Annotated in this window: 19 protein-coding genes; 18 read left to right on the top strand and 1 reads right to left on the bottom strand. The window is 41.1% G+C overall.

Annotated features, from left to right (window positions below; all coding sequences use genetic code 11):
* Positions 1 to 46: 46 nt before the first annotated feature.
* Positions 47 to 1,069 carry a ketol-acid reductoisomerase gene (gene ilvC / locus H7U02_RS00340; RefSeq protein ID WP_002885764.1) on the top strand — a complete coding sequence of 341 codons (1,023 nt, stop codon included), beginning with the start codon at positions 47 to 49 and terminating at the stop codon, positions 1,067 to 1,069.
* Between the two features lie 153 nt (positions 1,070 to 1,222).
* On the opposite strand, the gene tyrS is transcribed toward ilvC, so the two are convergent.
* Positions 1,223 to 2,479, bottom strand: coding sequence for a tyrosine--tRNA ligase (tyrS, locus tag H7U02_RS00335; RefSeq protein ID WP_003092098.1), 1,257 nt, complete (start codon positions 2,477 to 2,479; stop codon positions 1,223 to 1,225).
* Between the two features lie 101 nt (positions 2,480 to 2,580).
* Between tyrS and pbp1b the strand changes: the two genes are divergently transcribed.
* From pbp1b to H7U02_RS00250, 17 genes are all read left to right on the top strand, one after another.
* Positions 2,581 to 5,004 (top strand): penicillin-binding protein PBP1B, encoded by a 2,424-nt coding sequence (gene pbp1b, locus H7U02_RS00330; protein ID WP_201042576.1) that lies wholly within the window; start codon positions 2,581 to 2,583, stop codon positions 5,002 to 5,004.
* A 359-nt stretch (positions 5,005 to 5,363) separates the two neighbouring features.
* On the top strand, positions 5,364 to 8,945 hold the full coding sequence (gene rpoB / locus H7U02_RS00325) for a DNA-directed RNA polymerase subunit beta (protein WP_002885744.1): 3,582 nt from the start codon (positions 5,364 to 5,366) through the stop codon (positions 8,943 to 8,945).
* Between the two features lie 100 nt (positions 8,946 to 9,045).
* Positions 9,046 to 12,684 (top strand): DNA-directed RNA polymerase subunit beta', encoded by a 3,639-nt coding sequence (gene rpoC, locus H7U02_RS00320; protein ID WP_070437474.1) that lies wholly within the window; start codon positions 9,046 to 9,048, stop codon positions 12,682 to 12,684.
* Positions 12,685 to 12,839: 155 nt separating this feature from the next.
* The gene (locus tag H7U02_RS00315) at positions 12,840 to 13,202 is read left to right on the top strand and encodes a DUF1033 family protein (protein ID WP_002887019.1); all 363 of its coding nucleotides are present in this window, start codon (positions 12,840 to 12,842) and stop codon (positions 13,200 to 13,202) included.
* 80 nt (positions 13,203 to 13,282) lie between these two features.
* Positions 13,283 to 14,224, top strand: coding sequence for a competence type IV pilus ATPase ComGA (gene comGA, locus H7U02_RS00310; RefSeq protein WP_002885658.1), 942 nt, complete (start codon positions 13,283 to 13,285; stop codon positions 14,222 to 14,224).
* Complete coding sequence (gene comGB / locus H7U02_RS00305) at positions 14,106 to 15,206, top strand: competence type IV pilus assembly protein ComGB (protein ID WP_142236643.1); 1,101 nt, start codon at positions 14,106 to 14,108, stop codon at positions 15,204 to 15,206. The genes comGA and comGB overlap by 119 nt, the downstream gene beginning before the upstream one ends.
* Positions 15,203 to 15,529, top strand: a complete 327-nt coding sequence (comGC, locus tag H7U02_RS00300; protein ID WP_070576715.1) for a competence type IV pilus major pilin ComGC — start codon at positions 15,203 to 15,205, stop codon at positions 15,527 to 15,529. Before comGB ends, comGC begins: the two co-directional genes overlap by 4 nt.
* A complete protein-coding gene (gene comGD / locus H7U02_RS00295) occupies positions 15,489 to 15,917 on the top strand; it encodes a competence type IV pilus minor pilin ComGD (RefSeq protein ID WP_253183867.1) in 429 nt (142 codons plus the stop codon). Before comGC ends, comGD begins: the two co-directional genes overlap by 41 nt.
* Complete coding sequence (gene comGE, locus H7U02_RS00290) at positions 15,889 to 16,179, top strand: competence type IV pilus minor pilin ComGE (RefSeq protein WP_073689936.1); 291 nt, start codon at positions 15,889 to 15,891, stop codon at positions 16,177 to 16,179. Before comGD ends, comGE begins: the two co-directional genes overlap by 29 nt.
* Positions 16,166 to 16,603, top strand: a complete 438-nt coding sequence (comGF, locus tag H7U02_RS00285; protein ID WP_037600123.1) for a competence type IV pilus minor pilin ComGF — start codon at positions 16,166 to 16,168, stop codon at positions 16,601 to 16,603. Before comGE ends, comGF begins: the two co-directional genes overlap by 14 nt.
* Positions 16,581 to 16,898 carry a competence type IV pilus minor pilin ComGG gene (gene comGG, locus H7U02_RS00280; RefSeq protein ID WP_060973072.1) on the top strand — a complete coding sequence of 106 codons (318 nt, stop codon included), beginning with the start codon at positions 16,581 to 16,583 and terminating at the stop codon, positions 16,896 to 16,898. The genes comGF and comGG overlap by 23 nt, the downstream gene beginning before the upstream one ends.
* 44 nt (positions 16,899 to 16,942) lie before the next feature.
* Entirely contained in the window at positions 16,943 to 17,899 is a 957-nt protein-coding gene (locus tag H7U02_RS00275) for a class I SAM-dependent methyltransferase (RefSeq protein WP_073689935.1), read from the top strand.
* Between the two features lie 56 nt (positions 17,900 to 17,955).
* Positions 17,956 to 19,149, top strand: a complete 1,194-nt coding sequence (locus H7U02_RS00270; RefSeq protein WP_073689934.1) for an acetate kinase — start codon at positions 17,956 to 17,958, stop codon at positions 19,147 to 19,149.
* A 250-nt stretch (positions 19,150 to 19,399) separates the two neighbouring features.
* Positions 19,400 to 19,597, top strand: a complete 198-nt coding sequence (locus H7U02_RS00265; RefSeq protein ID WP_013991261.1) for a helix-turn-helix transcriptional regulator — start codon at positions 19,400 to 19,402, stop codon at positions 19,595 to 19,597.
* An 11-nt stretch (positions 19,598 to 19,608) separates the two neighbouring features.
* On the top strand, positions 19,609 to 20,265 hold the full coding sequence (locus tag H7U02_RS00260) for a CPBP family intramembrane glutamic endopeptidase (protein ID WP_064523497.1): 657 nt from the start codon (positions 19,609 to 19,611) through the stop codon (positions 20,263 to 20,265).
* A 77-nt stretch (positions 20,266 to 20,342) separates the two neighbouring features.
* Positions 20,343 to 20,789 carry a hypothetical protein gene (locus H7U02_RS00255; RefSeq protein WP_013991259.1) on the top strand — a complete coding sequence of 149 codons (447 nt, stop codon included), beginning with the start codon at positions 20,343 to 20,345 and terminating at the stop codon, positions 20,787 to 20,789.
* Positions 20,790 to 20,901: 112 nt separating this feature from the next.
* On the top strand, positions 20,902 to 21,564 hold the full coding sequence (locus H7U02_RS00250) for a CPBP family intramembrane glutamic endopeptidase (protein ID WP_013991258.1): 663 nt from the start codon (positions 20,902 to 20,904) through the stop codon (positions 21,562 to 21,564).
* The last annotated feature ends 13 nt before the right edge of the window (positions 21,565 to 21,577 follow it).

The raw sequence follows: 21,577 nt of genomic DNA, 5'->3' as shown, positions 1-21,577 counted from the left end.
CTTAAAAAGGCAATAAATTATTTTTTTAGAAAAGAGACATATTACTATGGCAGTTCAAATGGAATATGAAAAAGACGTAAAAGTAGCAGCACTTGACGGTAAAAAAATCGCCGTTATCGGTTACGGTTCACAAGGTCATGCGCATGCACAAAACTTGCGTGATACAGGTCACGATGTGATCATCGGTGTTCGTCCAGGTAAATCATTTGATAAAGCTAAAGAAGATGGTTTTGATACTTACACAGTAGCAGAAGCAACTAAATTGGCTGACGTTATCATGATCTTGGCTCCAGACGAAATCCAACAAGAACTTTACGAAGCAGAAATTGCTCCAAACCTTGAAGCTGGTAATGCTGTTGGTTTTGCACACGGATTTAACATCCACTTTGAATTCATCAAAGTTCCTAAAGATGTTGATGTCTTCATGTGTGCTCCTAAAGGACCAGGTCACTTGGTACGTCGTACATTTGAAGAAGGTTTTGGTGTTCCTGCACTTTACGCAGTATACCAAGATGCTACAGGTAACGCTAAAGACATCGCTATGGACTGGTGTAAAGGTGTTGGTGCAGCACGTGTTGGTCTTCTTGAAACAACATACAAAGAAGAAACTGAAGAAGATTTGTTTGGTGAACAAGCAGTTCTTTGTGGTGGTTTGACTGCCCTTATCGAAGCTGGTTTTGAAGTCTTGACTGAAGCTGGATATGCTCCAGAATTGGCTTACTTTGAAGTGCTTCACGAAATGAAATTGATCGTTGACTTGATCTACGAAGGTGGATTCAAGAAAATGCGTCAATCAATTTCAAACACTGCTGAATTCGGTGACTACGTATCAGGTCCACGTGTTATCACTGAACAAGTGAAAGAAAATATGAAAGCAGTTCTTGCTGACATCCAAAATGGTAAATTCGCTAACGACTTCGTTAACGACTACAAGGCTGGACGTCCAAAACTTACTGCTTACCGTGAAGAAGCTGCTAACCTTGAAATCGAAAAAGTTGGTGCTGAATTGCGTAAAGCAATGCCATTCGTTGGTCAAAACGACGACGACGCATTCAAAATCTATAACTAATGTGATAGTCTCGAAAACCGGCCTAGTGCTGGTTTTTTGTGTTCTGAAGAGAGTAGTTGGGAATCAATCCTACTGCTCTTTTTTGGTAGATAAATTGTAAAATATAGTGCAACAAAAAAACTCACTCCATTAAGGAGTGAGAATAGCTATAAATTAGTAAGTCAAGACAAAGTTTTTCTTCTTACCACGACGGATAACAGTAATTTCATTATCAATTTTATCTGTGTCTGAGAGAGTGTAATCCAAGTCTTGTACACGTTCACCGTTGATGTAGATAGCGCCGTTTTGGACATCTTCACGTGCTTGACGTTTAGATGGTGAAATTTTTGCATTGACGAGAAGTTCAACGATGTTCAGATTTTCATCTGCAGAAATTTCATAAGTTGGGACACCGTTAAGGGCAACTTTAAGGTCTCGTGCTGAGAGAGCTTTAAGGTTACCAGCGAAGAGTTGTTCAGTGATGTGAACAGCTTGTTCGTAAGCTTCTTTACCGTGGACCAAAGTAACAACTTCACGAGCCAAAACCTTTTGTGCCAAACGTTGATGACGAGCTTGGTCAAATTCTTTACCGATCTCTTCGATCTCTTCAAGTGACAAGAAAGTGAAAATCTTCAAGAAGCGAACGGCGTCATCATCCATGACGTTGAGCCAGAATTGGTACATTTCGTAAGGGGTTGTTTTAGTAGCATCAAGCCAGACAGCGTTACCTTCTGATTTACCGAATTTTTTACCAGTTGAATCTGTGATAAGTGGTACAGTGATGACGTGTCCAGATTTATCTGCTTTACGACGCAAGAGCTCAGTACCTGCTGTCATGTTACCCCATTGGTCAGAACCACCAATTTGGAGGGTTACGCCGTACTTATCGTTGAGTTCATAGAAATCGTAACCTTGCATGATTTGGTAGGCAAACTCAGTGTAAGAGATACCTGTTTCGATACGTTTCTTAACAGATTCCTTACTCATCATGTAGTTAACTGTGAAGTATTTACCTACGTCACGTAAGAAATCAATGAAGCTGACTGAACCAAACCAGTCATAGTTGTTGACCATAACGGCCTTGTTGTCACCATTTTCAAAATCAAGGAAACGAGAGAGTTGTCCTTGGATTTTTTCAACCCAACCTTCAACAGTTTCTTTGGTTTGCAGGCTACGTTCAGCATCTTTAAATGATGGGTCACCAATCAAACCTGTTGCACCACCAACGAGGGCGTAAGGTTTGTGTCCAGCCAATTGAAGCCGGCGACTTGTAAGGATAGCGACAAGGTGTCCAAGGTGGAGACTGTCTGCTGTTGGGTCATAACCAGTGTAGTATGAGACTGGTCCCTCTTCAAAGGCTTTTACAAGGGCTTCTTCATCAGTGGTTTGAAAAATCAAGCCACGTGCTTTTAGTTCTTCAAAAATTGTCATGATATTCTCCAGTAAAGTATATTCTGAACCATTATACCAAAAGAAAGCAACCCTATGCAAGCTTTGTCAAAGTTTGTTATAATAGGCTTTGAGGTATTTCTATGAATTTTGAAAAAATAATAAATTATTTTAGGCGACTAGGGCAGACTATTCGTACAAAGTTTGCTAGTTCTAGGTCTAAAAGAGGAGATAAATCTTTTAAAGAAAGGAAAGCTACGACTGGATCTAAGTGGAATCGTAAGCAAGCACGGAAGTCGCCTGAGGATGGGATGACACTCTTAGACATGGGTGATGTTTTCTTAAAAACTTTAAAGCTCTTGTCTGATTTCTTTTATGTGGTTATTATCGTTCTTACCTTATTCGGTGCAGGAATTGGTTTGGGTTATCTGGGGAGTCAAATTGAGTCTGTTCCGTCGATTAAGGACAAAACCTTGTTGAATCAGATTAGTGAGGTTAGTTTGGTATCTTCGATGAGCTATTCTGATTCCAAGAAGATTGCGGATATTGATACTGACTTGCTGAGAACACCTATTGAGAGTGATGCGATTTCTAACAATGTCAAAAATGCCATCATTGCGACTGAGGATGAAAATTTTAAAAAGCATAAGGGTGTTGTACCAAAGGCAGTTTTTAGGGCTTTGGTGTCATCAGTTTTGGGGGTTGGCTCTTCAAGTGGTGGTTCGACGCTAACGCAGCAGTTAATCAAGCAACAGGTAACAGGCGATGCGCCAACCTTTAAACGTAAGGCAGCAGAGATTATCTATGCCTTACAATTGGAGCGTCGCGCTTCTAAAAATGAAATTTTAACCGATTATCTGAATGTTTCTCCTTTTGGACGTAACAACAAGGGGAAAAATATTGCTGGTATTGAGGAGGCTGCTCAAGGTATTTTTGGGGTATCTGCAGCGGATTTGACAGTTCCTCAGGCGGCTTATCTGGCAGGTTTGCCACAGAGCCCGATTGTCTACTCACCTTATACAGCTGACGGTCAATTAAAAAATGCAGAGGATCTTTCTTATGGCTTAGCACGTCAGCAAGATGTACTCTACAATCTTTATCGCGGTGGCTATCTAGATAAGTCGCAGTATGAAAGCTATAAGGATTATGATATCACTAAAGATTTCAAGGCTGGTGAGAAGTCTGATGCCGTAAGTCATGACTATTTGTACTATTCTGTCATGTCTGAGGCTCAGGATGTCATGTATGATTATCTAGTTAAACGTGACAAGGTATCGAGTCAAGATTTGAAAAATGATAAGACCAAGGAAAGCTATCGTGAGAGGGCCCTACAAGAGCTACAAACCGGTGGCTACAGCGTTAAGACAACTATTGATAATGCAGTTTATAATGCGATGCAAGATGCTGCGAGTCAATATGGTGGCCTCCTCGACCAAGGTGGAAATAGTGGAGTTGAAGTCGGAAATGTGCTCATGGATAATGCGACTGGAGCAATTCTAGGATTTGTTGGTGGTCGTAGTTACGAAAATAATCAAAATAATCATGCTTTTGATACGGCACGCTCCCCAGGCTCATCTATTAAGCCTATTATTGCTTATGGAATTGCTATTGATCAAGGTTTAATGGGTAGCTCAAGTATCCTTTCTAACTACCCAACTAATTTTACGGGTGGAACGCCTATTCTCCATGATGGTGATAAGGGTACAGCTATGATGAACCTCCAAGAGGCACTCAATACCTCGTGGAATATTCCAGCCTTTTGGACATATCAAATGCTTCAACGTCATGATGTTGACGTTGAGGGTTACATGACCAAGATGGGTTATAAGATTGCTAACTACAATATCGAGAGTTTACCTCTTGGCGGGGGAATTGAAACCACGGTTGCCCAGCAAGTAAATGCCTATCAGATGCTTTCAAATGGTGGCGTCTATGAGAAGGGTCATATGATTGATAGTATTACTGACCGGACTGGCGAAGTTATCTATCAGCATAAATCTGAAGGGGTTCAAGTCTTTTCAAGAGCTACGGCTAGCATCATGGATAACCTGCTCAAGGAAGTTGTGGTTAAGGGAGCGACAACTCAATTTCATTCTGAATTGAAAAATGTCAATGGTGCAGCAGCCTCAGCTGACTGGATGGGTAAAACAGGAACGACAGATAACTTTGCAGATGCTTGGTTGATCGTCTCAACGCCTGGTATTACTCTTGGTGGTTGGGCTGGTTATGACAATAATACACCAACCAATTCTAAAACGGGTTACACCTACAATGCGCAATATATGGCTCGTTTAACTTCCGCCATCTACAATGCCAATCCAGGTATTTTTAAAACGGGAGATAAGTTTAATATCGATTCAAGTGCTATTAAGGCAAGTGTGCTCAAATCAACAGGCCTTAAACCAGCAACAGTGTCTGTCAATGGTCGTAATGTTTCTGTAAGTGGTGAAATGGTCGATACTTATTGGGCTAAAAATGGGCCTGGAGATACAACCTACAAATTTGCTATTGGTGGAACTGACAGTGACTATCAAAAAGCCTGGTCTAGCATTCTTGGAGGGCATTAGGAATTCCCAAGAAAACTTGCAAAAAAGCAAAAAATTAGGTATAATATAGACAACTATTTGTCGTCTTACTTGGTTGAAATATTGTCCAATCAAGAGATACAGCAGTTAAATCAACGTTTTTTCGGTCAGATTTAGCTGCTATTTTTGTGCTTATTTTTAGGATTTTCAAGTGTTGTAACTCATATTTAAAGGTTCTAAAAATTCAAATACTAAGAGTTTTGCTTATCCTTGATCAGATAAGTGGATGTTAGTGTTTAATCACTTGTTAATGGGACAAGCGACTGAACAAGGCAGAAGACAAATATTTAAAGTGCACGACTTGCAAAGCAGGTCTCGAATGTAGAAAAGGAGTAGAAGACTTGGCAGGACATGACGTTCAATACGGGAAACATCGTACCCGTCGTAGTTTTTCAAGAATCAAAGAAGTTCTTGATTTACCAAACTTGATTGAAATCCAAACGGATTCATTCAAAGAATTCTTGGATACTGGTCTTAAAGAGGTTTTTGAGGATGTACTTCCTATCTCAAACTTCACAGACACTATGGAATTGGAATTCGTTGGTTACGAATTGAAAGAGCCTAAGTATACACTTGAAGAAGCTCGTATCCACGATGCATCATACTCAGCACCTATCTTTGTGACTTTCCGTCTTATTAACAAAGAAACTGGTGAAATCAAAACTCAGGAAGTCTTCTTCGGAGATTTCCCTATTATGACTGAGATGGGTACTTTCATCATCAATGGTGGTGAACGTATTATCGTTTCTCAGTTGGTGCGCTCACCTGGTGTTTACTTTAACGATAAGGTTGATAAAAACGGTAAAGTGGGTTATGGATCAACAGTTATCCCTAACCGTGGGGCATGGCTTGAGCTTGAAACAGATTCAAAAGACATTGCCTACACTCGTATCGACCGTACACGTAAGATTCCATTCACAACGCTTGTGCGTGCGCTTGGATTCTCAGGTGATGACGAAATTGTTGATATCTTTGGTGATAGCGAGTTGGTTCGTAATACCATTGAAAAAGATATCCACAAAAACCCAGCAGATTCACGTACTGATGAAGCGCTTAAAGAAATTTATGAACGTCTTCGTCCAGGTGAACCAAAAACTGCCGACAGCTCACGTAGCTTGCTTGTAGCTCGTTTCTTTGATCCACGTCGTTATGACTTGGCTGCTGTTGGTCGTTACAAAGTCAATAAAAAACTTAACATCAAGACACGTCTTTTGGGACAAACAATTGCTGAAAACTTGGTAGATCCTGAAACAGGTGAAATCCTTGTTGAAGCTGGTACTGAAATGACACGTGATGTGATTGATTCAATCGCAGAATACTTGGATGGTGATTTGAACAAATTTGTATACACACCAAACGATTATGCGGTGGTTACAGAACCTGTTGTTCTTCAAAAATTCAAGGTTGTTGCACCAAATGATCCAGATCGTGTGGTTACAATTGTTGGTAATGCCAACCCAGATGACAAAGTTCGTGCTTTGACAACAGCGGATATCTTGGCTGAAATGAGTTACTTCCTCAACCTTGCTGAAGGTATCGGTAAAGTAGACGATATCGACCACCTTGGTAACCGTCGTATCCGTGCCGTTGGTGAATTGCTTGCTAACCAATTCCGTATTGGTTTGGCTCGTATGGAACGTAACGTACGTGAGCGTATGTCAGTTCAAGATAACGAAGTCTTGACACCACAACAAATCATCAATATTCGCCCTGTAACTGCAGCTGTTAAAGAATTCTTCGGTTCTTCACAGTTGTCACAGTTCATGGACCAACACAACCCATTGTCAGAGTTGTCACACAAACGTCGTTTGTCAGCCTTGGGACCTGGTGGTTTGACACGTGACCGTGCCGGATATGAAGTTCGTGACGTGCACTACACGCACTACGGTCGTATGTGTCCAATTGAAACACCTGAAGGACCTAACATCGGTTTGATCAATAACTTGTCTTCATACGGACACCTTAACAAGTACGGTTTCATTCAAACACCATATCGTAAGGTTGACCGTGCAACTGGTAAAGTAACCAACGAAGTGGTTTGGTTGACTGCTGATGAAGAAGATGAGTACACAGTTGCTCAGGCTAACTCTAAATTGAACGAAGATGGAACATTTGCAGAAGAAATCGTTATGGGTCGTCACCAAGGTAATAACCAAGAGTACCCATCACACCTTGTAGATTTCGTGGATGTTTCTCCTAAACAGGTAGTTGCCGTTGCGACAGCATGTATTCCTTTCTTAGAAAACGATGACTCTAACCGTGCCCTTATGGGTGCCAACATGCAACGTCAGGCTGTGCCTTTGATTGATCCTAAAGCACCTTATGTTGGTACTGGTATGGAATATCAAGCTGCCCACGATTCAGGAGCTGCAGTTATCGCCCAACACGACGGTAAAGTTGTCTACTCTGATGCTGATAAAGTTGAAGTTCGTCGTGAAGATGGTTCTCTTGATGTTTATACTATTCAAAAATTCCGTCGTTCAAACTCAGGTACTGCCTATAACCAACGTACTTTGGTTAAGGTTGGCGATATTGTTGAAAAAGGTGACTTTATCGCTGATGGTCCATCTATGGAAGGTGGAGAAATGGCCCTCGGTCAAAACCCTATCGTCGCATACATGACATGGGAAGGTTACAACTTCGAGGATGCCGTTATCATGAGTGAGCGTCTTGTGAAAGATGACGTTTATACATCTGTTCACTTGGAAGAATTCGAATCAGAAACACGCGATACAAAGCTTGGGCCTGAAGAAATCACACGTGAATTGCCAAACGTTGGTGAAGAAGCCCTCAAAGACCTTGACGAAATGGGTATTATCCGTATCGGTGCTGAGGTTAAAGAAGGTGACATTCTTGTTGGTAAGGTAACACCCAAGGGTGAAAAAGACCTTTCTGCTGAAGAACGTCTTCTCCACGCTATCTTTGGTGATAAATCTCGTGAAGTACGTGATACGTCACTCCGTGTACCTCACGGTGGTGATGGTGTCGTTCGTGATGTTAAAATCTTCACACGTGCAAACGGTGATGAATTGCAATCAGGTGTTAACATGCTTGTTCGTGTTTACATCGCTCAAAAACGTAAGATCAAGGTCGGAGATAAGATGGCCGGTCGTCACGGTAACAAAGGGGTTGTTTCTCGTATTGTTCCGGTTGAAGACATGCCTTACCTTCCAGACGGTACACCAGTTGATATCATGTTGAACCCACTTGGGGTGCCATCACGTATGAACATCGGTCAGGTTATGGAACTTCACCTTGGTATGGCTGCACGTAACTTGGGTATCCACATCGCAACACCAGTCTTTGATGGAGCAAGCTCAGAAGATCTCTGGGATACTGTTCGTGAAGCAGGTATGGATAGTGATGCTAAGACAATCCTTTACGATGGACGTACAGGTGAACCATTTGATAACCGTGTGTCAGTTGGTGTCATGTACATGATCAAACTTCACCACATGGTTGATGATAAACTTCACGCTCGTTCAGTAGGTCCTTACTCACTTGTTACCCAACAACCTCTTGGTGGTAAAGCACAATTTGGTGGACAACGTTTCGGTGAGATGGAGGTTTGGGCCCTTGAAGCTTATGGTGCATCAAATATCCTTCAAGAAATCTTGACTTACAAGTCAGATGACGTTAACGGACGTTTGAAAGCCTATGAAGCTATCACTAAAGGTAAACCAATTCCAAAACCAGGTGTACCAGAATCATTCCGAGTACTTGTTAAAGAATTGCAATCACTTGGTCTTGATATGCGTGTCCTTGATGAGGATGACTACGAAGTTGAATTACGTGATCTTGATGAAGGTGAAGACGATGATGTCATGCACGTTGATGATCTTGAAAAAGCACGTGTACAACAAGCTAAAGAAGCTGCTGAATTAGAAAAAGCTAAAGAAGAAGCTTCAGATAAAACAGAATAAAATAAGCTTTAGAGAGGGAGCTCACTCTCTCTGCTAAGGTAGCTGATAAAGGTGAGAATAGCGCTGCTATTGTCAATAGAACAAAAGAAAGGTAATACTAGTGGTTGACGTAAATCGATTTAAAAGTATGCAAATCACACTAGCTTCACCAACTAAGGTCCGTTCATGGTCTTATGGTGAAGTTAAGAAACCTGAAACAATCAACTACCGTACGCTCAAACCAGAACGCGAAGGTCTCTTCGACGAAGTGATCTTTGGTCCTACCAAAGACTGGGAATGTGCGTGTGGGAAATACAAACGTATCCGTTATAAAGGTATCGTTTGTGACCGCTGTGGTGTTGAAGTAACACGTGCTAAGGTTCGTCGTGAACGTATGGGTCACATCGAGTTGAAAGCACCAGTATCACACATCTGGTACTTCAAGGGAATCCCTTCTCGTATGGGATTGACTTTGGACATGAGTCCTCGTGCGCTTGAAGAAGTTATTTACTTCGCAGCTTACGTGGTTATTGATCCAAAGGAAACACCACTTGAACCAAAATCTCTCTTGACAGAACGTGAATATCGTGAAAAATTGCAAGAGTATGGACATGGTTCATTTGTCGCTAAAATGGGTGCCGAAGCTATCCAAGATCTCTTGAAACAAGTAGATTTGGAAGCTGAAATTGCTGAACTCAAAGAAGAGTTGAAAACAGCAACTGGTCAAAAACGTGTTAAAGCTGTTCGTCGTTTGGACGTTCTTGATGCCTTCTACAAGTCTGGTAACAAACCAGAATGGATGGTGCTTAACATCTTGCCAGTATTGCCACCAGACCTTCGTCCAATGGTTCAATTGGATGGTGGACGTTTTGCGGCATCTGACTTGAACGATCTTTATCGTCGTGTTATCAACCGTAACAATCGTTTGGCTCGTTTGCTTGAATTGAATGCCCCAGGTATCATCGTGCAAAACGAAAAACGGATGCTCCAAGAAGCGGTTGACGCTTTGATCGACAACGGTCGTCGTGGTCGTCCAATCACTGGACCAGGTAGTCGTCCACTTAAATCTTTGAGCCACATGCTTAAAGGTAAACAAGGTCGTTTCCGCCAAAACTTGCTTGGTAAACGTGTTGACTTCTCTGGACGTTCCGTTATCGCCGTTGGTCCAACACTTAAAATGTACCAATGTGGTGTGCCACGTTTGATGGCCATCGAACTTTTCAAACCATTTGTGATGCGTGAAATCGTTGCGCGTGAATACGCAGGTAACGTGAAAGCCGCTAAACGTATGGTTGAACGTGGTGATGAACGTATTTGGGATATTCTTGAAGATGTTATCAAGGAACACCCAGTACTTCTTAACCGCGCACCTACCCTCCACCGTTTGGGTATCCAGGCCTTCGAACCTGTCTTGATTGATGGTAAGGCCCTTCGTCTTCACCCATTGGTATGTGAGGCCTACAATGCCGACTTTGACGGTGACCAAATGGCCATCCACGTTCCATTGTCTGAAGAAGCTCAAGCTGAAGCACGTTTGCTCCTTCTTGCGGCTGAACACATCCTTAACCCTAAAGACGGTAAACCGGTCGTAACGCCATCTCAGGATATGGTTCTTGGTAACTACTACTTGACTATGGAAGAAGACGGCCGTGAGGGTGAAGGTATGGTCTTCAAGGATATTGATGAGGCAGTTATGGCTTATCGTAATGGTTATGTTCACTTGCATAGCCGTGTCGGTATCGCAGTAGACAGCATGCCTGATAAACCTTGGAAAGAAAACCAACTTCACAAGATTTTGGTTACAACTGTTGGTAAGATTCTCTTTAACTCAATCATTCCAGCAGAAATTCCATATCTTCAAGAAACAACAAATGAGAACTTGACAGATAGTACACCAGATAAGTACTTCCTTGAACCAGGTCAAGATATCCAAACAGTTATTGATAGTTTGGAAATTAATGCGCCATTCAAGAAGAAAAATCTTGGTAACATCATCGCTGAAACCTTCAAACGTCTTCGTACGACTGAAACATCAGCCTTCCTTGACCGTTTGAAAGACCTTGGTTACTACCACTCAACACTTGCTGGTTTGACAGTGGGTATCGCCGATATCCCAGTTATCGATAACAAACAAGAAATTATTGATGCTGCTCACCACCGTGTTGAAGAAATTAACAAGGCCTTCCGTCGTGGTTTGATGACAGATGATGACCGTTATGTTGCTGTTACAACAACATGGCGTGAAGCGAAAGAAGCACTTGAAAAACGTCTGATTGAGACACAAGATCCTAAGAACCCAATCGTTATGATGATGGACTCAGGAGCTCGTGGTAACATCTCTAACTTCTCTCAACTTGCCGGTATGCGTGGTTTGATGGCTGCTCCTAACGGACGTATCATGGAATTGCCTATCCTTTCAAACTTCCGTGAAGGTTTGAGCGTTTTGGAAATGTTCTTCTCTACTCACGGTGCGCGTAAAGGTATGACCGATACGGCCCTTAAGACAGCCGACTCAGGTTACCTTACTCGTCGTTTGGTTGACGTTGCCCAAGATGTTATCATCCGTGAAGATGACTGTGGAACAGACCGTGGTCTTCTCATCCGTGCGATTACTGACGGTAAAGAAGTTACGGAAACACTTGAAGAACGTCTTCAAGGTCGTTACACTAAGAAATCAGTTAAGAATCCTACAACAGGTGAAGTAATCGTAGGTCCAGATACTTTGATTACTGAAGACATGGCTGCTGCTATTGTCAATGCTGGTGTTGAAGAAGTAACTATCCGTTCAGTCTTTACATGTAACACACGTCACGGTGTCTGCCGTCACTGTTACGGTATCAACTTGGCAACAGGTGATGCGGTTGAAGTTGGTGAAGCAGTTGGTACTATCGCCGCTCAATCTATCGGGGAACCTGGTACACAGCTTACTATGCGTACCTTCCACACCGGTGGGGTAGCCTCAAACACCGATATCACACAGGGTCTTCCACGTATTCAGGAAATCTTTGAAGCACGTAACCCTAAAGGGGAAGCGGTTATCACTGAAGTTAAAGGTACTGTTATTGAAATCGAAGAAGATGCCGCAACACGTACTAAGAAAGTCTTCGTTCAAGGTAAGACTGGAATGGGTGAATACGTTGTTCCATTTACAGCTCGTATGAAAGTTGAAGTGGGTGACGAAGTACACCGTGGTGCAGCCTTGACAGAAGGGTCAATCCAACCTAAACGTCTCCTTGAAGTGCGTGATACCTTGTCAGTTGAAACTTATCTTCTTGCAGAAGTACAAAAAGTTTACCGTAGCCAAGGGGTAGAAATCGGTGACAAACACGTCGAAGTAATGGTTCGTCAAATGCTTCGTAAAGTACGTGTTATGGATCCAGGTGATACAGATCTCCTTCCAGGTACACTTATGGACATTTCTGACTTCACAGATGCTAACAAGGATATTGTTATCTCTGGTGGTGTTCCTGCAACATCTCGTCCAGTCCTTCTTGGTATTACGAAAGCCTCACTTGAAACAAATTCATTCTTGTCAGCGGCTTCCTTCCAAGAAACAACACGTGTGCTTACAGATGCAGCTATCCGTGGTAAGAAAGACCATCTCCTTGGTCTTAAAGAAAATGTTATCATTGGTAAGACTATTCCTGCTGGTACAGGTATGGCTCGTTACCGTAACATTGAACCACTTTCAGTTAACGAAGTTGAAGTTATTGAAAACATTGCTGTTGATGAAGCAATTGTGGAATCATCTGAAGACTAAAACGAAATCAAAAGAACTCACAATGAATTGTGAGTTCTTTTCGTATTTATATGACTAGAATTTCTTCAATTTTTGATAAATATAAAACCATTTTTTTTATCTTTTCCAGAAAATTTTGTATAATAGGAACACCAAAGATGAAGTGAGAAAGAAAAATGTACCAAGTAGTTGAAATGAAAGGGGATTTGGAACCGTGGTGGTTCTTAGAAGGCTGGCAAGAAGATATCATCAGTACTAAGGAATTTGAAAATTTTTATGATGCCCTCAAGTACTATAAAAAACTTTGGTTTGCCATGGAAGAAACCTTGCCAAGTTATATCAGCCGTAGTAGTGTCATGACTGCTTTTTGGGACCAAGAGGATAAACACTGGTGTGAGGAGTGTGACGAATATCTGCAGGTCTATCAATCGATTGCTCTTTTGGATGATTGGCAGGAAATTCCTGAGGAAAAATACCGTCCGGGATATGAAAAGCGAAATGACCTTCCAAATCATGCCCACTGTAAAATTAAACGTTAAACAATGCAGAAGCTCGAATTTTTTCGGGCTTCTTTTCATTTTCTTAAACTTTTTACGAATAGGTCTATGAGGAGGTCCTTATGGTAACAGAATTTGCTAAGGAAATGATCAAAAATGCTGATAGTTGTGGGGCTCAAGACATCTATGTCATTCCACGTCAGGATAATTACGAGCTCTATATGCGAGTTGGCCAGGAGAGGAGATTAATTGATGTATATCGGCCTGATTTCATGGCTAGTCTTATTGGTCACTTTAAATTTGTGGCGGGAATGATGGTGGGTGAGAAGCGTAGGAGTCAACTAGGTTCCTGTGACTATGATTGTGGTGATGGTCAAAGGGTTTCTCTGCGTTTATCAACCGTTGGGGATTATCGCGGCTTAGAAAGTTTAGTTATTCGTGTTCTACATTCCGAACGTCGAGAATTGGTGTATTGGAATCAAGGAATCCAGCCGATTATGGATGCTTTGGATTATCGTGGCTTGTATCTCTTTGCAGGTCCCGTAGGTTCTGGAAAGACTACGCTTATGCATGAATTGGTTCAGGAGCGTTTTAAGGGACAGCAGGTGATTTCGATTGAAGATCCTGTGGAAATTAAACAGGATAATGTCTTGCAACTCCAGGTAAATCAGGCAATTGACATGACCTATGATAATTTGATTAAGCTATCACTACGTCACCGCCCGGATGTTTTGATTATTGGAGAAATTCGAGATAAGGAGACTGCTCGAGCGGTTATTAGAGCTAGTCTGACAGGAGTGACTGTTCTTTCAACTATTCACGCAAAGAGTGTGGCAGGTGTTTATGAGCGTCTTCTGGACCTTGGTGTAGATAAGTCTGAGTTGGATAATGCTCTTCAAGGGATTGCCTATATGCGTTTGATTAAGGGAGGAGGTGTGATTGATTTTGCCAGTGAAAATTTCCAAAGCCATTCGTCAACCAGCTGGAACCAACAGTTGGAAGGCTTGGTTCAACAAGGATATCTCACTGAAGGGGATATCCAAGGGGAAAAAATTAAAGATTAATCAGCAAGTCAAGGTTATCCAGCTTTTCAAACAACTTCTAAAGGCAGGGTTTACTTTAACTGAAATCGTAGCCTTTTTGGAGCGAAGTCACTTGTTGAAAGAATCGTCATTATCTCTTATGAAAGCAAGCTTAATGCGAGGCGACAGGCTAGACCAGATGTTTGCGTCAGTGGGTTTTTCGGACAATATTGTTACTCAGATTGCCCTTGCTGATAAGCACGGTAATCTTCTAGGGAGTTTAACCAAGATTGAAACCTACATGCTTCGCATGACCAAGGTTCGTAAGAAACTCATGGAGGTAGCGACCTACCCTATCCTACTCCTGGGTTTCCTGATTCTGATTATGTTAGGACTTAAAAATTATCTTTTGCCTCAACTGTTAGAGGGTGATGGTAAGGATAATTGGGCTGTACAGTTGGTTCAAATCTTTCCCCAGCTCTTCTTTGTGGGTTTGTGTGGACTTCTTGTATTAAGCTTAATTCTTTATCTATGGGTCAAACACCAGCCAGCCCTTGTCTTTTATCGACGAATGGCAAAAATCCCTTTCATAGGCCAAACTGTCAGGCTATATACGACCGCCTATTATGCTAGGGAATGGGGAAATCTCTTAGGACAAGGCATTGACCTGTTAGACTTGGTTTCTCTTATGCAAGAGCAAAAGTCCAAGCTCTTTCGTGAGCTGGGGGCTGATTTAGAAGAGGCCTTGATGCTAGGACAGAGTTTTCCTGACCGTATTGCTACTCACCCTTTTTTCACTAAGGAACTATCCTTGATTATTGCTTATGGAGAGGCTAATGCTAGGTTGGGCTATGAGTTAGAAGTCTATGCTGAAGAGGTTTGGCAGGCTTTCTTTAACCGTCTTAATAAGGCAACAACCTTTGTGCAACCCCTCATTTTTGTTATTGTTGCTGTCGTGATTGTAATGATCTATGCAGCCATGCTATTACCAATGTATCAAAATATGGAAGGAATGATATCATGAAAATGATGTTTAAAAAATTGAATGCCGTTAAACTACGAGCTTTTACGTTAATTGAAATGCTAGTCGTGCTTCTCATTATCAGTATTCTCCTCTTGCTTTTTGTTCCTAACTTGAGTAAGCAGAAGGATTCTGTTAAAGAGACTGGAAATGCGGCTGTGGTCAAGGTCGTGGATTCTCAAGCAGAACTTTATGAAATGAAGAATAACAAGACAGCTAGCTTAGCAGCTCTTGTTTCAGAAGGTCAAATCACGCAAAAACAGGCAGATTCATACAATGATTACTATGCGAAACATGGTGGCGAAAGCCGCTCAGTGGCCAATTAGAGCCTTCACCTTGTTGGAGAGTCTGGTGACACTAGCAGTGGTTGCCTTTCTCACTCTGAGTTTGTCAGGCTCAGTGACAGGTATTTTTCAACAGGTTGAAACTAACCTTTTTTATCTGCGCTTTGAGTACCTATACCGAGATAGTCAGCGCTTGGCAGCGGCAGAAGGGGCCAATGTTGAATTGCAGTTGACCAAGGATAAAATCAGTAACGGAAAATCCAGTCTGGTGATTCCTAAAAGTATTCATCTTGATAAGGGGCAGACGCTAATGTTTGATGCCAAAGGAGGCAACTCGAGCCTCACCAAGATTCGTTTTTCAAGTGATAAGGAGGTGGTGACCTATCAGCTTAACATGGGCAGTGGTAAATATAAAAAGACGGTCTCTTAGAGGCTATATTCTTATCGAAAGCCTGGTAGCAATGGCTGTCTTAGTGCTTGTCAGTGGTCTTATATTAGATCAAATCAATACCAATCGTAGGTTAATGGCTAGGAATCTCCACCAACAGGAGGTTTTGAGTGTGGCAACCATGGCAGTTCAGACCAAACAGGATCAGTTGACCTTAAATGGTATCACAGTGACAGTAAAACGTAGCAAGCAAGGTATCGCGGTTTATGAATCAGGAAAGGAGATTATTCATGTCTCTAAATAGTAAGGTCCGCGCCTTTACCCTCTTGGAATGTCTAGTAGCCTTGTTGGTGATTGCTGGTTCAATTCAAGTTTATCAAGGTCTGACCACAGTATTGGTGAGCAATGTTAAGCAGGTCAAGCAACAAGAAAACCAAGACTGGCTTCTATTTGTTCAACAAATGGAGGCAGAGTTAGAAGGTTGTCAGTTTGTAAAGGTAGAAGGGAACAAACTCTATGTTAAGCAGGATAATCAAGACCTGGCTTTTGGACTTTCAAGTGCTACTGATTTTCGAAAAACAAATGCTGACGGTCGAGGCTACCAACCAATGCTTTTCAATGTAAAATCTAGTACGATTAGTCAAAATAACCAGATAGTCACTATCCAAGTGACTCTTAAAAATGGGCTACAAAGGAGTTTTGTTTATGCTTTTGAAAAAACAGGTTAGGGGAGGCGTTCTCCTCTACGCTCTTTTTATGGCTGGCATTTTCACACTTCTTCTTCATGTTTATCTGGAGCGGGTGGTTGCTAGCTCTAGACAAAACCAAGCGCAAATGACTTCCAGTCAAAGTCATCTCATGGCAGAAATGACCATGGACTTGGCGGACAAGGAAGCTGGTGCTTTTAGTTTTTCTCAGGGAACTACGACTTATGAGGTTAAGGACAAACAAGTGATTGTTAGAGTTGCCAGTAAAGGCCAAATCAAGACCTATCGTTATATGAAGAAACAGGAGCAGAAATAGAAATTCTCTTCCCTTTTTGATATGATAGAAGGACGGAGGAAATCATGAATTTTGAAGCAATTGAGACAGCTTTTGAGCTATTGTTAGAAAATGTCCAAACCATTGAAAATGATCTTGGAACCCATGCTTACGATGCACTTATTGAGCAAAATTCCTATTATTTGGGGGCTGAGGTAGCTAATGAAGTCATCATCAAAAACAACGAGAAATTACGTGCTCTTGATCTAAGTAAAGAGGAGTGGCGTCGTGCTTTTCAGTTCTTGTTTATCAAACTAGGGCAATTGGAAGCTTTACAAGCCAATCACCAATTTACACCAGATGCTATTGGATTTATCATTCTTTACCTACTCGAAGGTTTGACCAAGGACGACCAATTAGATATTTTGGAGATTGGTTCAGGGACAGGAAACTTGGCTGAAACTCTTCTAAATAATAGTCAGAAAACCCTTAATTATATGGGAATGGAGGTTGACGATCTCCTTATCGATTTGTCAGCTAGTATTGCTGATGTGGTGAATTCAAGTGCAGTTTACATCCAAGAAGATGCTGTTCGACCACACATTCTCAAAGAGAGTGATGTTATTATCAGTGACCTACCTGTTGGGTATTACCCAAATGATGAGATTGCGAGTCGTTTCAAGGTTGCAGCAACTGGTGAACACACCTATGCCCATCACCTTCTCATGGAGCAATCACTCAAGTACCTGAAGAAAGATGGTATTGCTATTCTTTTGGCACCAACTAATCTTTTGACAAGCCCACAAAGTGACTTGCTTAAGAAATGGCTATCAGGATATGCTGATATTATTGCCGTTATCACTCTTCCAGAAGCAGCTTTTGGCAATAAACATAGCATGAAGTCTATCTTCGTGCTTAAAAAACAAACTGAAAATGCTCCAGAGACCTTCGTTTATCCACTTAGCGATTTGCAAAACCCAGAGATCCTCAAGGATTTTACAGATAATTTCCAAAAATGGAAATCAGATAATTCCATTTTCTAGCAAAACATGTTAGAATAGGACTATATTATTGAAAGCGTTTTACAAAGAGGTGGCTTATGACAAAAACAATAGCAATTAATGCAGGAAGCTCAAGCTTGAAATGGCAACTATATGAGATGCCAGATGAAGTTGTTCTTGCTAAGGGGTTGATTGAACGTATCGGCTTGAAGGATTCTGTTTCAACAGTAAAATTTGATGACCGTTCAGAATCGCAAACCCTAGATATTGCTGACCATGTTCAGGCAGTAAAAATCTTGCTTGATGATTTGATTCGTTTTGATATTATCAAGAGTTATGATGAAATTACAGGTGTTGGTCACCGTGTGGTTGCTGGTGGAGAATATTTCAAAGAATCAAGCTTGGTGGATGAAGATGCCTTGGCTAAGATTGAAGAATTGTCAGCCTTAGCACCTTTGCACAATCCAGGTGCAGCTTCAGGGATTCGGGCCTTTAAGGAGCTCCTCCCAGATATTACCAGTGTTGCTGTTTTTGATACAGCCTTCCATACATCTATGCCGGAAGTGGCCTACCGTTATCCAGTGCCTAATCGTTACTATACAGACTACCAAGTCCGTAAGTATGGAGCACACGGAACTAGCCACCAATATGTTTCTCAAGAAGCAGCTAAGTTGTTAGGTAAGCCAATTGAAGAAACTAAGATTATCACAGCCCATGTGGGAAATGGTGTTTCAATTACTGCCGTTGCTGGTGGTAAATCAGTAGACACGTCAATGGGGTTGACACCACTTGGTGGCGTTATGATGGGAACACGTACTGGGGATCTTGACCCTGCGATTATTCCATTTGTTATCGACCGTGAGCCTGAAATGGCAGATGCAGAGCGTATCCGTCACGTCTTTAATAAGGAATCAGGTCTCCTTGGTATTTCTGAAAAATCAAGTGATATGCGTGATATCATTGCTGGTAAGAATGCTGGCGATGAAAAATGTGCCTTGGCCTATAATCTTTATGTGGATCGTTTGCGTAAATACATTGCTCAATACTTCGGTGTGTTGAACGGAGCGGATGCTATCGTCTTTACAGCAGGTATTGGTGAAAACTCTGCAGAAGTTCGTGCTTCAGTCTTGGATGGTCTCACTTGGTTTGGTATTGAAGTGGATCCTGAAAAGAATGTCTTTGGACATGTAGGCGACATTACAACAGCAGAGTCAGCTGTTAAAGTATTTGTTATCCCAACAGATGAAGAGTTGGTGATTGCGCGTGATGTTGAGCGCCTTAAAACTAAATAAGTTATCAAAAATTTGATAAGACCAGAAAAGTTGGCTGAGTGATTGGCCAGCTTTTTTGAATGCTCTGACAGAATCATTCGCCTATGTTTATAAATGTGTAATTCAATAAGTAAAGAAAACTTTATAAAAAATGTAAAAGAGACTTTACAAAAAATGTAAAGTGAACTATACTATATATGTAAAGTAAACTTAACAAAGAAAAGTAAGGAGTTTAACTATTTGAGAATAAACGATAAAGTTGAGGTACCACATGGAAACAAAAATTCAGGAACTTCGTAAGGCTAATAAGATTAGTCAGGCAGACTTAGCAGATGAGATGGGGGTCACGAGACAGACCATCATTTCACTCGAAAAAGGTCGCTATAATGCGTCGTTGGAACTAGCTTTTAAAATTGCTAGGTATTTTGGAAAGACTATTGAAGAAGTCTTTATTTTTGAGGAAGATTAAGGAGAAAAGATATGTTTAAACAGGTAATGAAGAAAATTGGTGTTATTGTTTTAGCGCTCACTCTACTAATCTTAGATTTAACACTATTAGGTGCTTTCCCGCTACTTACTCAGGATGGTAAGTTTTCACTTGTGGAGCAAATAGGTTACGGTATTTGGGCATTAGGGAGTTTGGCTATTTTTATCGTGATTGCTTATAGATTTAAACTCTTATCGCTTAAAGAGATTAATTGGAGACGTCTCGTTGCGATTGCTTCTCTTAATCTCGTCATCTTTTTCCTAGGTGATCTTCTAGGGTATTTTGTTGGTCAGTTAACACACAATGCGACTATGGAAAATCAAGATGCTTTAAATAAGATATTTATTCACGTACCAACCTATCTTAAGTTTGCAGTAGTAGGTTTTATCGTTCCTATTATGGAAGAAATCATTTTTAGGGGACTCTTAGCCAAGGTGCTCTTTGGAAAATACTTTAAGACGGGTCTTGTTATTTCCAGTCTTCTCTTTATGGCTGGTCACTCAGCATTTACGCTTCAGACAATTGTCATCTATGGTGTTATGTCAGCTGGTCTTGCGATAACATATTATAAGACTAAGCGTATCGAGTACAGTATGGGTGTTCATATCTTAAACAATAGCATAAGTGTACTACTCAGTCTTTTCGTTTAAGGTGAATAAGTGTTTAAAGTTGTCAGTGAAAAAAGTTATATTGCTCTTATAAAGGATAATAAAGGGAGTGTTAAGATATGTTAATAAAAATGTTAGTAGGAAAGAGAAAAACAGAGGATGAGTTTAAGAAATACATTACACGAGTAGCCTGTTCTCTTTTGTCTTTGGGTGTTTTGGGATTGTTTATTATTCGCTCTAACAGTCTTAGTGATTATGCTCTAGGCTTAGTTTTAGGACTTACCATTGGGGTTTATGTCTTGTCAATCTATTATTTTGCGACGCTTACTCATCCTAAACGTCTTCACCAGATGTATATTGCTGCCTATGATGAGCGAAATAAACAGATTTTAATGGCGACAGCAGTTGCAACTCTGATTTTAGAGTTTTTGCTTATCTTTGCTTTGATTGCTCTATATGCCTTTGTCAATATTCAGTTGCCATATGTTACAGTCTTATCAGTCTTGCTCTATGGCTTAGTATTGGGATTTGCTCTTATTCGTCTCATCCTATCTAAAATAGGATAAGAGCCTATATTATCTTGAAAAATTCACCTCTCGTTCTCTTTTTGTCTTGTCAAGTAAGTTTTGTTGTATTATAATAAAGATACAAATAAATGATGAAAAGAGGTGGATTCTCATGAACAAAGGGTCAATTCTCAAACGCTTTCTTTATTTTTTACTAGCTTTCCTAATACTAATTATTGATCAAGTTCCAACCATCTATTTAGGTGTCAAAGATATAAGGCTGGTCTGTCTCTTAATTTTTGTCTTGCTTCTTATGAGCGCAGGAGCTCTTTTCTTAGGAAAACGTCTTGGGCTTTTCGAAGGCTTTAAGGCCCTTTCTTCCCTGAAGGCCTGGGGTATGATTGGCTTGACCTACCTAGGTATTTATATCGTTACTAGGATTGGTTCTATGGTCATGATGATGGAAGGTGTTAGTAATAGCACCAATCAGGCAGCCATAGAAAATGCCCATATGAATCCCTTCCTCCTCATAACGTTTACGGTAATTATGGCACCGATTGTGGAAGAGCTGGTTTTTCGCGGGCTCCTCATGGGACGCGTCTTTAATCCATATTCTATTGTTGGCTTGATTGTTAGTAGTTTACTTTTTGGCCTTGTTCATATGCCGAATAGTATCGGTGTTTGGATTGTATATGCAGGTATGGGTCTTGCCCTTGGAATAGCATATCGTAAGTTTCAAAAGTTAGAGTACTGTATCATGGCCCATATCATTAACAATAGCATTGCGGTTTCAATGTTGTTACTCTTACAATTTTTAGCGCCATATATCAAATAAAGCTCGGAATCTT

This window comes from Streptococcus sp. 3.1, assembly GCF_016648915.1.
GTDB classification, from domain to species: Bacteria; Bacillota; Bacilli; order Lactobacillales; family Streptococcaceae; genus Streptococcus; species Streptococcus salivarius_E.
The sequence above is the reverse complement of the archived record's forward strand: the minus strand, read 5'-3'. Positions and strand labels throughout refer to the sequence as shown.

Excerpts from the sequence above, each read along its gene's own strand:
- ilvC (WP_002885764.1), top strand. The coding sequence starts at position 47 with ATGGCAGTTCAAATGGAATATGAAAAAGACGTAAAAGTAGCAGCACTT.
- tyrS (WP_003092098.1), bottom strand. The coding sequence starts at position 2,479 with ATGACAATTTTTGAAGAACTAAAAGCACGTGGCTTGATTTTTCAAACC.
- pbp1b (WP_201042576.1), top strand. The coding sequence starts at position 2,581 with ATGAATTTTGAAAAAATAATAAATTATTTTAGGCGACTAGGGCAGACT.
- H7U02_RS00315 (WP_002887019.1), top strand. The coding sequence starts at position 12,840 with ATGTACCAAGTAGTTGAAATGAAAGGGGATTTGGAACCGTGGTGGTTC.
- comGA (WP_002885658.1), top strand. The coding sequence starts at position 13,283 with ATGGTAACAGAATTTGCTAAGGAAATGATCAAAAATGCTGATAGTTGT.
- comGC (WP_070576715.1), top strand. The coding sequence starts at position 15,203 with ATGAAAATGATGTTTAAAAAATTGAATGCCGTTAAACTACGAGCTTTT.
- comGD (WP_253183867.1), top strand. The coding sequence starts at position 15,489 with ATGCGAAACATGGTGGCGAAAGCCGCTCAGTGGCCAATTAGAGCCTTC.
- comGF (WP_037600123.1), top strand. The coding sequence starts at position 16,166 with ATGTCTCTAAATAGTAAGGTCCGCGCCTTTACCCTCTTGGAATGTCTA.
- comGG (WP_060973072.1), top strand. The coding sequence starts at position 16,581 with ATGCTTTTGAAAAAACAGGTTAGGGGAGGCGTTCTCCTCTACGCTCTT.
- H7U02_RS00275 (WP_073689935.1), top strand. The coding sequence starts at position 16,943 with ATGAATTTTGAAGCAATTGAGACAGCTTTTGAGCTATTGTTAGAAAAT.
- H7U02_RS00270 (WP_073689934.1), top strand. The coding sequence starts at position 17,956 with ATGACAAAAACAATAGCAATTAATGCAGGAAGCTCAAGCTTGAAATGG.
- H7U02_RS00265 (WP_013991261.1), top strand. The coding sequence starts at position 19,400 with ATGGAAACAAAAATTCAGGAACTTCGTAAGGCTAATAAGATTAGTCAG.
- H7U02_RS00260 (WP_064523497.1), top strand. The coding sequence starts at position 19,609 with ATGTTTAAACAGGTAATGAAGAAAATTGGTGTTATTGTTTTAGCGCTC.
- H7U02_RS00255 (WP_013991259.1), top strand. The coding sequence starts at position 20,343 with ATGTTAATAAAAATGTTAGTAGGAAAGAGAAAAACAGAGGATGAGTTT.
- H7U02_RS00250 (WP_013991258.1), top strand. The coding sequence starts at position 20,902 with ATGAACAAAGGGTCAATTCTCAAACGCTTTCTTTATTTTTTACTAGCT.